Below are 13279 nucleotides of genomic sequence, written 5' to 3' on the forward strand. Positions count from 1 at the left end.
CTTAATTCAGCCTTTTTCATGTGCATCAAATTCCTGCCTCATCTTTGAGCGATCGTCCGATCTATTTTTAGGGAATACATCTGATTGTCACACTAAGCTGTCACGCATTTAAATTGCATATTCAGGGCGGGCTCTTAGGCCCAACCCCTACTCCCCACAAGACTTAGATTGTGTGTTGACATTCTATTTAAATGCTGAACAGCTTATCACCTATAGCTTCGCCCTTGGGTGAGCGTTTGTTCGCACCAGGAAGCTCTGACTGCAAAAAGGCGTAAGCTTTATTAAGAAACATCTACAGCGTTTGGCGCGAGCTGGGATAGGTTTTTTCTCTCCTTCCTCCCAATAATCCCCCCAGATAGTGTCTAAACTCCTGTCTTTGGGCTTGAGTCGGGAACACATCGTCAAAGCGTTGGCACAATCTTTCAAAGCATGGGGGCATGGATGTCCAAACTCTTTCTCTCATCAGATTCCATCAGGAAAGAGACTAACCTCAAAAGTTGACTCTATATATCTTAGCTCTATTTCTCGCTCAATTTTTAGCTAAAGTCCCACTCTTAAAAATAGAAGCTATACTATAACCCCTGGGAAAGAGTAAATTAACTTGATGGAGATCACTTACTATGGCAGTAGCACTCCCTGATTTTTCTCAAAATTTTTCTCAAAGCGTTCAAAAAACGAAAGAAGTTTGGACGGAACAAGTCGGAAAAGCAGTGAATTCTGTTTCAGAAGCTAAATATTCTCTCTCCGAAACTGCGTCTCAGGCAAAAGAAGCTCTGACTCAAACTACGAATTCAGCCGTTAATACTGTTAATCAAGCTACGAACAATGCTTTAGGTACTGTAGCGGAGAAAACAGAAAAAGCGAGACTTTCTATATCGGAAGTCACGAATCAAGCAGTTAGTCGCGTCAGTGAAAGTACCAACAAAGCTGTTGATGCTGTTTCTCACTCTGCGGCAACAGAAGAAAGAAACGATTAATCAAACTACTAACTCTGCGGTCAATACTCTGAATCAAAGCACTAGCCAAGCTGTAGAAAGTGTAAATCAAGCTACAGAAAAGGCTAAGGCTTCATTAGAAGATAGCATTAACAAGGCGGGAAATATGAGCGATGCCGCTTCAAATGCCATCCAAAGTGCTATCAATGGTAATATTAAAGATTGGATTGCTTCTCACCCTCTCGTCTTCTGGTTGGTGAATCACCCCTTGGTATCTTTAGCAATTTTGCTGCTATTTATATTGAGTATCTTAGGTTTTTTTCAGGCTTTAGGTAGCTTGTTTGCAAAAGGCTGGTTATTTATTCTGCAAAGCCCTGTAAAATTTATGCAAGGGGTTTTGAGTTTTGGCTCTAAATCTGTAAGTAATTTCGGTGGAGTGGCTGTAAACTCCTTGGTTTCAAAGAATCTAGAATACAACAATAATTCAGCTTTACAATTGAGGGGAGTTGAATCAAACAGTTTGGAGTCTCAGGAACGACTTGCTAATATTTTGACAAGGTTGGAGGCAATTCGAGAAGAGCAGAATCAGCTTTTACAAGAGGCGTCGGCGATTTTAGGCAACAAATTTAAGGCCGAGTGAGAAGGTGTGGGGCGATCGCAACTCGTGGTAAATTTAATAGATCCAGGCTTTCCATCAAAGCCTGATACATGAAGGCTTGTAGTCGATCGCTCAAAACGCCATGCCCGATTCCGAATTTTCCGACGATCTAAAATGGACACCAGAAGCCAAGGCGAAGCTGAAAAATATTCCCTATTTTGTCCGGGGACAAGCTCGCGTCCGCATCGAGCAGTTGGCCCGCGAAGCCGAAACCGAAGTCGTCACCGTTGACTTAGTTGAGCAAGCTCGAATCGAGTTTGGGCAATGAAGGATCGAAAGGTACGCTAAAGCTTTAGACTATAAATTGCGTTGTAAGGACAAGGACTTAAAGAAATAGTGCGGAAAATAGTTATAGCTGGCAACTGGAAAATGTACAAAACTAGGGCAGAATCCCTAGAGTTTCTTCAAGGATTCATGTCCTGCCTGACGGAAACCCCAGAGGAACGGGAAGTCGTGCTTTGCGTTCCCTTCACTTCCTTGGCTGTCCTCTCGAAAAATTTGCACGGCAGCCGGATCAGACTCGGTGCTCAGAACGTCCACTGGCAAGAGTCTGGAGCTTTTACTGGGGAAATTTCCGGGCCAATGCTGAGTGAACTTGGTGTGCGCTATGTCATCATCGGCCACAGCGAGCGGCGCCAATATTTTGGGGAAACTGACGAAACGGTGAATTTGCGGCTGAAAGCTGCTCAGAAATACGATTTAATTCCGATTCTGTGCGTTGGGGAAACCAAGCAGCAGCGAGATGCAGGCGAAACAGAAGCTCACATTTTTTCTCAGTTGGCAAAAGATTTGGTTGATGTTGACCAAAATAAGTTGGTCATTGCTTACGAGCCTATTTGGGCGATCGGCACTGGCGATACTTGCGAAGCTAAGGAAGCTAACCGAGTTATTGGTTTGATTCGCAGTAAATTGACTAATCCTGACGTGCCAATTCAGTACGGTGGCTCTGTTAAACCGGAGAATATTGATGAAGTTATGGCGATGCCTGAGATTGACGGGGTTCTGGTAGGCGGTGCGAGTTTGGAAGCTGCTAGCTTCGATCGAATTGTTAATTATCAGTAATAGGTAGTTGCTAATAAGCTGTCGCGCATTTAAATTGTAGATTGAGGGCGGGCGGGACGCCCACCCCACAAGACTTTAAAATTTTTTGACATACCATTTAAATGCAGAACAGCTTAGGTAATTGCTAAGAGGTAAGTGCAACAAGGGCAGCGGGAATTAAAGAGCGATCGCCTACAATTGTGATGTGCCGTTCAGTGTTTCTCGGATCGGGAGAATTAACCTATGACTGCGATCGTTAAACCCAAACCCGCCTTAGACGAGTTCCTCAAACTTCCTGAAACTGAACCGGCCTCAGAATTTCTTGAGGGACAAATCATTCAGAAGCCCAGGCCTCAAGGTGAACACAGCGTACTTCAAGGTGAGCTCTGCAAGACTATCAATCAAGTAGCGAAAACTCGGAAAATTGCCAATGCTTTTCCCGAGTTGCGCTGCACTTTTGGCGGGGCATCAATCGTGCCAGATGTAGCAGTATTCCGATGGGAAAGAATTCCTTTTTTGCCGTCTGGTAGAATTGCTAACCGCTTTGACATTAATCCCGACTGGTCGATAGAAATTCTCTCTCCAAACCAAAGCCAAACAAAAGTGCTGAGTAATTTACTCCACTGTTCGCGAAACGGCACTGAGTTGGGGTGGTTACTAGATCCAGAAGAAGAGAGTATTTTGGCAGTATTTCCCGGACAAAAAGTAGAACTGTATAAAGGTGCTGCTCTGTTGCCAATAATTGATAAAATTGAATTAGAATTGACAGTTGATACTGTTTTTAGCTGGTTGAGTTTTGGTTGAATTAAGAATGGCGCTTCTGCTTTATTCTTGCGTCTTTTAGAGAAGCATTTCGTTTTACAAGAAGCGATTTCAATCGCCGATGGATATGGGAGCATCTCAGTTTTGCATTTACAGTGCGAGCGTCCCCGCTCGCGTATTGTACAATACGCGAGCGGGGACGCTCGCACTACAATAAAAAAAATGCTTTTTACAAAACTGAGATGCTCCCGATGGATATCATGTCCGGTCGAGCGACCGCGATTTTTGTAGGGGCCCGTGAGCCAACAATATCTGCCAATAATTGACAATCTCAAAAACCCGCCCCGACCGGGATATTATGGTTAATCGATCGGACATGATATGAGGAGGTGATATGACACATAACCCAGAAAAAATTACCATTAGAAATCAAGCTTTCGAGTGGGGAAAACGCACTTATTTAATGGGCGTTTTGAATGTTACCCCTGACAGTTTTAGCGACGGCGGAGATTTCTATACCATAGAATCTGCTTTAGCGCAAGCGGAAAATATGGTAAAGTCGGGGGTAGATATTATTGATATTGGCGGTCAATCTACTCGGCCCGGTGCAGTGGAAATATCCTATTCAGAGGAGATCGATCGCGTTATACCTGTAGTACAAATACTGCGACAAAAAGCCGATATTTTTGGCTCAGTTCCTATTTCGGTCGATACTACCAGAGCGCAGGTTGCGAAAGCTGCGGTTGAGGCGGGAGCGGATATAATTAACGATATTTCGGGAGCTACTTTTGACTCGGAAATGCTGTCAACCGTTGCTCAGTTAAATGTGCCAATAATTTTGATGCACATTCGGGGAACTCCCCAGACGATGCAACAACTGACAGATTATCGCGATTTAATCGGGGAAATTGGGGAATTTTTCGAGAGTCGAATTGCGGCAGCAGTTGCTGCGGGGATTGACAAATCTCAAATAATTCTCGACCCTGGTATTGGCTTTGCTAAGAATTACAGTCAAAACTTAGAAATTCTGCGAGAGTTGCGAAAATTCCGTGTTTTAAACTGTCCGATTTTAGTCGGAGTATCGCGAAAAAGCTTCATCGGTCACATTTTGAATCAGCCAGAAGCGAAACAAAGAGTTTGGGGGACAGCGGCGGCTTGTACAGGTGCGATCGCAAATTTGGCAGATATCTTGCGAGTTCACGATGTCAGAGAAATGCACGATGTTTGTCTGGTTGCCGACGCTATCTTCAGGAATCAGTCTTGAGAAGTCGGAGTCTCAATAACTTTTATTTCCCCGCCCTCAGAATGAATCACATCGGGCATAGAACCCATCAGCTCGCCCAGAGCTTCGCTCATGCTGCGGGGGTCCATAAACAGAATTTTGGCATTGTCGCTTTCGCCCAATTTTTGTTGAGCCTCTAAGTATTTTTCGGTTACTAAGTAATTCAAAACTTGCTTGCTATTGGGATGGGAGTCTAAAGCTTCAACTAAGAGCCTCATATACTCCTTAGTGCCGATCGCCTTATTGACCATTGCTTGCCACTCGCTCTTGGTAGCGCGCTCCAATTCCATAGCTTCTTGCACCCTTTTCGGAGGTGTAATGCTTTGAATTTCTACCCGAATTACTTTGACACCCCAAGTTTCGGTAGCTTCGTCCAACTTCTTGAGTAACTTTTTATTCATGTCATCTCGGGAACCCAAGATGTCTTGCATGGGCAATCGACCAATTTCAGCGCGAAACGTCGTTAAAACTAAGTTGGCGATCGCATTTTCAATTTGATCGATTCCATAATAAGCTTTCTGTAAATTCACAACCCGCCAATACACAACGGCATCGACTTCGAGAGCCACATTATCTCCCGTGATTGCTGACTGAGGTTTAATGTCTAAAACTCTTTCACGGCTTGTGTCCACGCAGACGACTTTTTCGACCAGGGGACTGATAAAGTGGAATCCTGGCTTGAGGGTGCGCTTGTATTGACCCAAACGTTCCACTAAAGCTTCGTCGCCACCGCTGACTATTTTGACGCTTGAGTTAACAGCGTAGCCGAGGATGAGCGCAAAGAGCATGGTAAGAATAGACTGCCCCATTTCTATTTTCCTGCTAAGGTTGACTGAGAATCGATCGGAATTCTACTCTAATTTAACTCAAACTCGACCCCACAGTGCTAAAATATCTCGACTGTTGCGACAAGGTAAATTATTTTTTGTAAATTCCCGGAACAACCCGACCAAACAGGATACCATAGGAGATGCCAGCAAAAAACAACCATCATGACTCGCTTGAGTCACCCCCCGAGAAGCCTGTAAACTCCTCTGGGTTTCCCAAAAGACCCTTAGAAACTGGGACGAAGCAGGGAAAATCAAGACAATTAGAACTCCTACCAACCAGCGACGTTACGACATTGACTCAGTGTTCAGTGACGGACTCCATCCAAGAATCACCGCCCTCTACTGCCGAGTTAGCAGGGCCACACAAAAAGAAGACCTCAACCGACAAATCAGCTACCTCCAAGGAATCTACCCGCAAGGCCAAGTCTTCAAAGATATCGGAGGGGGACTCAATTTCAAAAGAAAAAGTCTTCTTGCCCTTTTGGGACAAGTCATGTCAGGAACTATCAGCCCAATTGTGGTCTGCCACCTTGACCGACTCGCAAGGTTTGGTTGTGACCTCATCAGAGGGGTGTGCGAACAAAACGATTGCAAACTCGTGGTTCTCGGTCGCACAGAACTATCTCCAGAAAGAGAAATCATTGAAGATATCCTTGCCATCATCCACGTATTCAGTTGCCGATTGTACGGACTCCGCAAGTACAAATCTACTATCAAAGAAGATCCGAGTTTACCCGGAAACGAAATTAGCAGCAACCTGGAGAACTTGGATAGCTGCTAGTCGGTGGTGTTACAACCAAGCAATTGCTATCCTCAAAACCCAGAAAATTGGTAAATACGCTCTGCGAAAGCAGATTATGGATAGCGCGCCAGATTGGGTAAAACTACAACCTTACAATCCCAGACAGCTAGCAGTATTTCAAGCATTTGAAGCCCACAAAGCTGCTAAAAAGTCGGGAGGTTCAGCTAAATTCAGAACCTGTCGAGATACGTCTCAAACCATTAGATTTCAAACTGACAACTGGAAATCAAGTACGTTTTACCCTCAAGGGACCAAAGGCTTAAGCTTTAAGTCAGCAGAACCAATTTTGGATGTCATGCAGCACGAGCCAAGCCTAAGCTTAATTAACGGTCAGTGGTTTGTAAGTTATGCAGTCAAGGAAAGCAAGCCTGCTGCGACAGACTCAAGACTGGCTGTGGCACTCGACCCCGGTGTAAGAACTTTTATGACGGGTTTCGACGGGCAGGAGGTACTAGAGGTGGGCAAGTATGATATTGGCAGAATCTACCGTCTTGCTAGGCATCTAGATAAAATAATGAGTCGAATCGGCAACAGCAAGGGGAGAAGTTTTAAACGACTTCGCTATTGCTTGAGAAAAGCTGCATCTAAAATCAGAAACCAAATTTTTAATTTGGTTTCTGAATTGCACAAAAAAACGGCGAAATATCTGTGTGACAAATACAAGGTAATCTTTCTGCCGACTTTCGAGACTCAGCAGATGGTGAAGAAAGGCAAGCGTCGCCTGACTGCGAAAACAGCTAGAGCGATGGTGACTTTGAGTCACTATAAATTCAAAAAAACGTTGAAGCATCAAGCAGCCAAACATGGTTGTGTTGTAGTAGACGTAACAGAAGAGTATACATCTAAGACCTGTTCAAAGTGCGGTCACATTCATACAAAACTAGGAGGCAAAAAGCATTTTGCTTGCCCCTCCTGCGGTCACAAACTAGACCGGGATACCAATGGCGCTTTTAACATTTTGTTGAAAGCTTTGAGAGATACCTCTTTGACTGGAATTCTTGCTGATTTCCAAGTCTTACCATACTCAGCAATCTCGGACTTCCGGGAATTGCCGGGTTAAATGTATCTGTTAATAACTAACTATTTCATCGGGTGGGCCCCATCGGCTCCGACTCTTGCGGCGCTAGTGAAACCCAGGATATCAACAACACGTTTCCACAAAAAACATGAAAAACGATCGAGAGTTTCCCTGGTTCAAACCTTTGATGTGGATTGCCCCAAGCATTTTGGTGGGTGCAGGAATCTGCAGTGTCGCAGTGGCCGAACCGGCCGGGGCTGAGACACTCGCCCTGCAACTATCGCAAAACTTGCACTCGCAGAACTTGCAACCACAGCGCCGAGGCCCTGCTGTTCGGGAAGTTATGTCCTACGAGATGAAGGGAGACGAACTCAGGATTTGCAAGCAGGAAGGCAACTCCGAGAAAAAGTGCCAAGTTGTAGGTAAAGGCTACACGATCGGTTTGAGAACTGCCAACGACCTTTACGGTCAAGGAAACGCTGTCAATGCCGAAGCTTTGTACCGGCAACTCATCGCTCGCTATCCCAAAGAAGCGGATGCTTATTACAAGTTGGCAACTATGCTGTCCGGGCAAGGTAAAATGAGCGATGCGATCGCTCTATTCCAAAAAGCAATTGAAGTCAACCCGAAGCACGCCAAAGCTCACAACGATTTAGGCGTGGCGATGGCAAGTCAGGGGCAGTTGCCCGAGGCAATTGTTCAGTGGAGACAAGCCGTTAAAATTAACGATCGATATCCCGATGCTTTAAACAATTTAGGAGTCGGTTTGTACCAGCAAGGAGACAAGGAATACCACGCGGAGGCGGTAGCCAGCCTCAAAAAAGCTAAGGAGTTATTTATCAAGCAAGGTAGAACTCAAGCTGCTAACAGAGTAGAGAAAATTTTGGAGGAAATTAATTCGCGCTCCAGCGACTCCTAACCTCAACCGCCGATCGCCGATTGAAAGAAAAAACATCTTTGGCGATCGGCGTTAATGGGCGTTCAGCGGCGCTTAAACACCCCAAAAACCGCAACCTAAAGCATTTCCTTCAAAACTTGTATAATCAAATCCCCATCCACCCGATCGCTCACAGCAGCCTCACCCAAGCGCACCGGCAGCACAAACCGCACCTTGCCATCCTGCACCTTCTTATCCAGTTGCAAAGTATGCAAAATTTCCTCAACATCCACACCAGCGGGCAATTTGGCAGGTAAACCCGCTTTTTCAATTAAAGCAGATTGACGGCGATCGCACTCAGCATCCCACATTCCCAACTCCACAGCCAACCGGCTTGATCCAGCCATGCCGATGGCCACCCCTTCCCCGTGATTGATCGCCTTGTAATTGGTCAAACTTTCCACAGCATGACCGATGGTGTGTCCGTAATTCAAAATCGCCCGCAAACCCGATTCCTTCTCGTCTTTGCTTACCACCTCAGCCTTAGCTTGGCAAGACCTGCTCAAAATTTCTGCCAACAAATCCGCCTTCACATAACGCATTTGATCCAAACGCTTGCAATTCTCCAACTTCCCGAAAAGTTCAGCATCCCAAATCACCCCGTACTTGATGACTTCCGCCATAGCCGAACGAAACTCCCTCGCCGGCAGAGTTTTGAGTACATCCGGGTCAATCAAAACCAAGCGCGGCTGGTGAAAAGCCCCGATTAAATTCTTCCCTAAAGGATGATTTACCCCCGTTTTGCCGCCAATAGAAGCATCAACCATCGCCAGCAGCGAAGTCGGAACCTGCACGACATTAATTCCCCGCAGCCAAGTCGCGGCCGCAAAACCCGTCATATCGCCAACTACCCCGCCGCCCAAAGCCACCATTGTCGATGAACGTTCTAAACGGTTTTCCAAAGCCGCACCGTAAATTTTCTGTACCGAATTTAAAGTTTTGTACTGTTCTCCCGGTGGTAAAATGCAGCTACTGACTTCCATGCCGGCCGATTCGAGGGCTGCTGTTGCTCTTTCGCCGTACTGCCGAAAAATCGACTGATTCGACACCAGCAGCACTTTTTTGCCCAAGCTGAGATCGCCCATCAGACTGCCGAGTTCGTCTAAACCGCCCGATCGCACGCAAACATTGTAAGATTGTGGCCCCAAGTCAACTTTAATTATGGATTGCATATTTATCTAATTTAGATATTAGATTTTAGATTATCAGAAAATTGGGTTGAAAACCCCGTCACTTCGACGGATTAATGTCGATATAGTGTCGCTCTAGTATGGCATACTAGAGATAGCACAGGCTGAAAAACCGCTATCACAAGACAATATAAATCTGGGGTGTCCCCACTTGACAGGATAGGAAGTAGTAATGCGTAGTGGATGGCGATAACCACGATAAACAGAGCTAGGGTAGCCAACGATCACCCGTGAACCAGCAAAATCAAATACTTGATATTCAAGTTGTACCGTAGGGCATACGGAAACAAGGGGAGCAATCCTCTAAAGCTTGCGGAGATAAGCCCGCTGGGACTCCTCTAAATTAGACTCGAAACTTAGTTCTATTGAACGGGTTTTTGGTTTAAGTAGTGCCGAAAGGATAGAGAGTTTTAAGGTGTATCAGTGAACCAAGAATCCCCACCCATTAAGGCTGGGGAGTGTCAAATGTCTTTTTATTCATTGTTTTGGAGAAATGGCAATGACTCTTAGCGGAGCAATAACTTATTTCGGGCTTTTTGGTGGCATGATCGGCTTGGCGACAGTGCTGATGTTTGGTCTGCGGGCTGTCAAACTCATCTAATTTGCTCATTTAGATGTCTCAACCAGAGGATTTAATCTCTGGCCAAAGTATCAGTTCGACAAAGTATTTGCGCCAACAATCTCTAGGTTTATCTGTAGATTGACGGCGCAAATATTTGGTTTCATAGAACTTGATGCTAGAATTTCCTAATTTAATATTAGACCCAAAGTAATTTGGTTAATGCTTCAATCTAAAATCTAAAATCTAAAATCTAAAATCTAAAATCTAAAATCCCTCGATTCCCCAATTATTCACCTTGAGGATGAAGGAGCGATCGCACTTGTTGTAAAATTCGATCGCTCCTGATTAATTACAAGATTCGTTCTAATTGAGTCGATCGCACTTCTGCCAATTTCTCAGCCCCTGTCGTATCAAAAACGATCGCGTGTTTAGAAGTGGGCAACAACCGCTGTAAAATTTGTATGTATCCCTCAGCATCGCCCCGACGGTGGAACCGAGCAACCACCAATCGCTGCATATTTGGCAATTGTCGCACGATACACCAGGGATGAGTGTTTAATTTGGGCTTGGATGTTGGTATCATAGGGTAATCCTTCCCCACCTTCGTGGGGTGTGATAGAAAAGGCGATCGCCCTTAAGTTTTCGAGGCTAGGAGGGCGATCGTTTTTAGTGTACATAGATATAATATGTTGCATACGCATCAATGTCAAGTTAAAACATGGGATACGTTAGACTGCGGATTCGAGAACTAGCTGAGCAAAAGGGTTGGACACTAAAGCAAGTTGCCGATCGATCCGGAGTTAATTACAACACTGTCAGAAGCTACGTTCAGCGCGATGCTTTGAATACAGCCGATCTTTCTGCTGTCTACAAAATTGCCCGCGCCTTCGACGTGACAATGGAAGATTTGGTCGAGATTTTGGAAGATTGAGGGCGCACCAATGGGGCGAGTTCGACTAAAGATTCGAGAGTTGGCATAAGAAAAGGGCTGGACGCTGCAAGACGTGGCAGATCGCCAAGAGGGTCAATTACAACACGGTTAAAGGGTACGCTAGACGCGATGATGGGATGAGTATGGTCGATCTGAGTGCCGTTCAGAAGATCGCCCTTGCTTTTGATGTCATGAGTCAACTACCCAGCATCAAGCGGAGTACCGCCGGAGATGTGGGCTTGTATCTGAGCTCCACCGCAATTCCGAGAATCTTTGCAGAATCTCAGCTTTAGTTTCACGGCCCGACACATTAGGGGATGCTGACAAGCTCCCCGTACTCGTCCAGTCCTGCCGGACAAGCAACGTTCTCATGGCAATAATTAAAGTCAGTGAAGGAGTCGCCTCCTCCACTGCTCTCCAAAACGGAACGTGATAATTTCCCATCATTCCGCTCCTCAATAAAACGGCTGTTGTCATCAGTACGTCATTACCAACATATCGTTTTCCCATGCCCAAAGGCTTGGTTCCACTGGTGGCTTAGGTTTAGCACTTTTACAGCTAGATTTGTTACCGAGACTGCCATCGTTGGCGGTCTTTGTGTCGTGGCAATGTCGATGGAGTAGCTGACAATTATCATAAGATTCCTTTCCACCTTTCGATTTAGGGATGATGTGGTCAACTTCTATCGAATCTCCATCTTTGAAGTAGTTATCGCAGTGGGTGCATTTCCCTTTTTGTCGCTTGAGTAATTTAGATACTCTTACGGGTATTTCGGGGTGTACTCCCATTCTTGAACTCCAATATAACCAGTCACCGTCGTAGGGAGATGCTTTTCCTTTTACCTTTACATAGCGTTTTATTTCCGTGGAGCTATGTTGTATGAGCTTTAGAGGGTTGTCACCCTCTCTGGTTGCGAACACCCAGTTATTGCCTTCTACGGTTTTGAAGTATTTATGGCGTATCCACCCTTTGCCTTTATTCCTATGACGATGACGGCCCCATTTGAGAAGCTTCCAAACCACTAAGTGCCACAACCTTGCAAATATTTTCTGGCTGACGACTGTTGAGAAGTAGTTACACCAACCCCGTATGATTGGATTGAGATTTTTGATTAAAATCGCTTGAGTTAAGCCACGCGAATTATTGATTACTTCTGCAACTTTTCTGTAGTGCTTTTTCTGACTCGCCTTACTGGGGGTGATAATAGTCTTAAAACCTAGTAGTCCGCCCCTGTTTCTTTTTCCTGACTTGTATTTTCCGACTGGGAATTGCCTGATGTTGAACCCTAAGAAATCGAATCCGGGTTCTTCATCCTCTAATTTATTCAGGGTGTGGGCTAATCTTGTCTTACTAGGCTTTAGTTCTAACCCAATGTCACTTAACCACTTCTCTATCTCTATTTGACACAGCTTTACAACTCCTGCATCCTCATGAAGGACTACGAAATCGTCCGCATATCTTATCAGTGAAATCGATTTGATTTTGTCTCGTAATCCATAAGTATGACCACGAGAGTCTCTCATCTCAAATTTTGGGGCTAAACCCATAATCAATTCCTCAATTCCATGTAAGGCGACATTAGCAAGTAGAGGTGAAATCACCCCGCCCTGTGGTGTACCTTCATCAGTTGGGAACAGCTTGTCTCCATCCATTACACCAGCTTTTAACCAAGCTCGGATTTGTCTCCGTAGGGTTGGATAGGTATTTAATTTTGAGAGAAGTACATCATGGTTAATGCGGTCGAAGCATTTACTAATGTCGGCATCCAGCACGTATTTGGATTTATTGTGTACCGCACAGTATATTGCCTCTATCGCATCGTGGCATGAGCGCCCAGGTCTGAACCCGTATGAGTTGGGTTCAAATCGCGCCTCCCATTCTGGTTCTAATACCAGTTTGACTAACGCTTGCAAAGCTCGGTCTTCCATTGTCGGTATTCCTAAAGGTCTTTCCTCATCTGTCCCTGGTTTGGGTATCCAAACTCGGCGTGTTGGTTTGACCTTAGAACCCAGTGTAATTTTGTTTATCAAGGCGAAACGTTGCTTTGGGGTCAGCGATTTTACACCATCCACGCCTGCCGTCTTCTTACCTTTGTTTTCCTGAGTTACCCGACGAACCGCTAATGCTTTTGCTGTCCAAGAACTTATCAACAATTTCTGGAGTCTGCGTACTAGCTTGACATCACCACGATTAGACGCTTGATATATCCGTTTTTGCAACTTGAAGACGTTACGCTCTAGCTTTCGCCAGTTGATATCGCTCCATTCATACATCGGTTTTAATGCCGTGTTCATGACATTTACATTGCTACTTGTAGCTATATCATCCGTA

General features: G+C 45.2%; 15 protein-coding genes and 2 pseudogenes. 12 read left to right on the plus strand and 5 right to left on the minus strand.

Features of this window, described 5'->3' with window-relative positions; all coding sequences use genetic code 11:
- Positions 1–284: 284 nt before the first annotated feature.
- Positions 285–463: pseudogene (locus QT992_RS21370) on the minus strand (IS701 family transposase); the annotation flags it as partial.
- A gap of 157 nt (positions 464–620) precedes the next feature.
- On the opposite strand from QT992_RS21370, the gene QT992_RS21375 reads away from it, so the two are divergent.
- From QT992_RS21375 to folP, 6 genes are all read left to right on the plus strand, one after another.
- Positions 621–977, plus strand: a complete 357-nt coding sequence (locus tag QT992_RS21375; protein WP_333342015.1) for a hypothetical protein — start codon at positions 621–623, stop codon at positions 975–977.
- Positions 910–1575, plus strand: coding sequence for a hypothetical protein (locus tag QT992_RS21380; RefSeq protein ID WP_333377676.1), 666 nt, complete (start codon positions 910–912; stop codon positions 1573–1575). The genes QT992_RS21375 and QT992_RS21380 overlap by 68 nt, the downstream gene beginning before the upstream one ends.
- 100 nt (positions 1576–1675) lie before the next feature.
- Positions 1676–1861, plus strand: coding sequence for a PCP reductase family protein (locus QT992_RS21385; RefSeq protein ID WP_006633749.1), 186 nt, complete (start codon positions 1676–1678; stop codon positions 1859–1861).
- Between the two features lie 68 nt (positions 1862–1929).
- Positions 1930–2655 carry a triose-phosphate isomerase gene (tpiA, locus tag QT992_RS21390; RefSeq protein WP_445251179.1) on the plus strand — a complete coding sequence of 242 codons (726 nt, stop codon included), beginning with the start codon at positions 1930–1932 and terminating at the stop codon, positions 2653–2655.
- Between the two features lie 222 nt (positions 2656–2877).
- Positions 2878–3438: a Uma2 family endonuclease gene (locus QT992_RS21395; RefSeq protein WP_333321648.1), complete on the plus strand. Its 561-nt coding sequence runs from the start codon at positions 2878–2880 to the stop codon at positions 3436–3438.
- Positions 3439–3790: 352 nt separating this feature from the next.
- On the plus strand, positions 3791–4660 hold the full coding sequence (gene folP, locus QT992_RS21400) for a dihydropteroate synthase (protein WP_333340232.1): 870 nt from the start codon (positions 3791–3793) through the stop codon (positions 4658–4660).
- On the opposite strand, the gene QT992_RS21405 is transcribed toward folP, so the two are convergent.
- Entirely contained in the window at positions 4651–5487 is an 837-nt protein-coding gene (locus QT992_RS21405) for a stomatin-like protein (RefSeq protein WP_333315362.1), read from the minus strand. The genes folP and QT992_RS21405 overlap by 10 nt on opposite strands.
- Positions 5488–5683: 196 nt before the next feature.
- On the opposite strand from QT992_RS21405, the pseudogene QT992_RS21410 reads away from it, so the two are divergent.
- The 3 genes and pseudogenes from QT992_RS21410 to QT992_RS21420 all read left to right on the plus strand — a co-directional run.
- Positions 5684–6289, plus strand: a pseudogene (locus QT992_RS21410) (IS607 family transposase); the annotation flags it as partial.
- On the plus strand, positions 6231–7370 hold the full coding sequence (locus QT992_RS21415; RefSeq protein ID WP_333340263.1) for a transposase: 1140 nt from the start codon (positions 6231–6233) through the stop codon (positions 7368–7370). The pseudogene QT992_RS21410 and the gene QT992_RS21415, both read left to right, overlap by 59 nt.
- 106 nt (positions 7371–7476) lie before the next feature.
- Positions 7477–8247: a tetratricopeptide repeat protein gene (locus QT992_RS21420; RefSeq protein ID WP_333340235.1), complete on the plus strand. Its 771-nt coding sequence runs from the start codon at positions 7477–7479 to the stop codon at positions 8245–8247.
- A 95-nt stretch (positions 8248–8342) separates the two neighbouring features.
- Here the strand turns inward: QT992_RS21420 and aroB are convergent, their stop codons facing one another.
- On the minus strand, positions 8343–9437 hold the full coding sequence (aroB, locus tag QT992_RS21425) for a 3-dehydroquinate synthase (protein WP_333315366.1): 1095 nt from the start codon (positions 9435–9437) through the stop codon (positions 8343–8345).
- Positions 9438–9954: 517 nt separating this feature from the next.
- Between aroB and petL the strand changes: the two genes are divergently transcribed.
- The gene (petL, locus tag QT992_RS21430; protein WP_333102550.1) at positions 9955–10056 is read left to right on the plus strand and encodes a cytochrome b6-f complex subunit PetL; all 102 of its coding nucleotides are present in this window, start codon (positions 9955–9957) and stop codon (positions 10054–10056) included.
- Between the two features lie 310 nt (positions 10057–10366).
- Here the strand turns inward: petL and QT992_RS21435 are convergent, their stop codons facing one another.
- The gene (locus QT992_RS21435; protein WP_333340238.1) at positions 10367–10600 is read right to left on the minus strand and encodes a hypothetical protein; all 234 of its coding nucleotides are present in this window, start codon (positions 10598–10600) and stop codon (positions 10367–10369) included.
- 135 nt (positions 10601–10735) lie between these two features.
- Between QT992_RS21435 and QT992_RS21440 the strand changes: the two genes are divergently transcribed.
- Together QT992_RS21440 and QT992_RS21445 are read left to right on the plus strand one after the other, a co-directional pair.
- Positions 10736–10948, plus strand: a complete 213-nt coding sequence (locus QT992_RS21440) for a helix-turn-helix transcriptional regulator (protein WP_333139222.1) — start codon at positions 10736–10738, stop codon at positions 10946–10948.
- A gap of 137 nt (positions 10949–11085) precedes the next feature.
- Positions 11086–11241 carry a hypothetical protein gene (locus QT992_RS21445; protein WP_333340241.1) on the plus strand — a complete coding sequence of 52 codons (156 nt, stop codon included), beginning with the start codon at positions 11086–11088 and terminating at the stop codon, positions 11239–11241.
- 183 nt (positions 11242–11424) lie between these two features.
- Here the strand turns inward: QT992_RS21445 and ltrA are convergent, their stop codons facing one another.
- Positions 11425–13242, minus strand: a complete 1818-nt coding sequence (gene ltrA, locus QT992_RS21450; protein ID WP_333340243.1) for a group II intron reverse transcriptase/maturase — start codon at positions 13240–13242, stop codon at positions 11425–11427.
- Positions 13243–13279 lie beyond the last annotated feature (37 nt).

Source organism: Microcoleus sp. T3_D1 (assembly GCF_036700405.1).
GTDB lineage: Bacteria > Cyanobacteriota > Cyanobacteriia > Cyanobacteriales > Microcoleaceae > Microcoleus.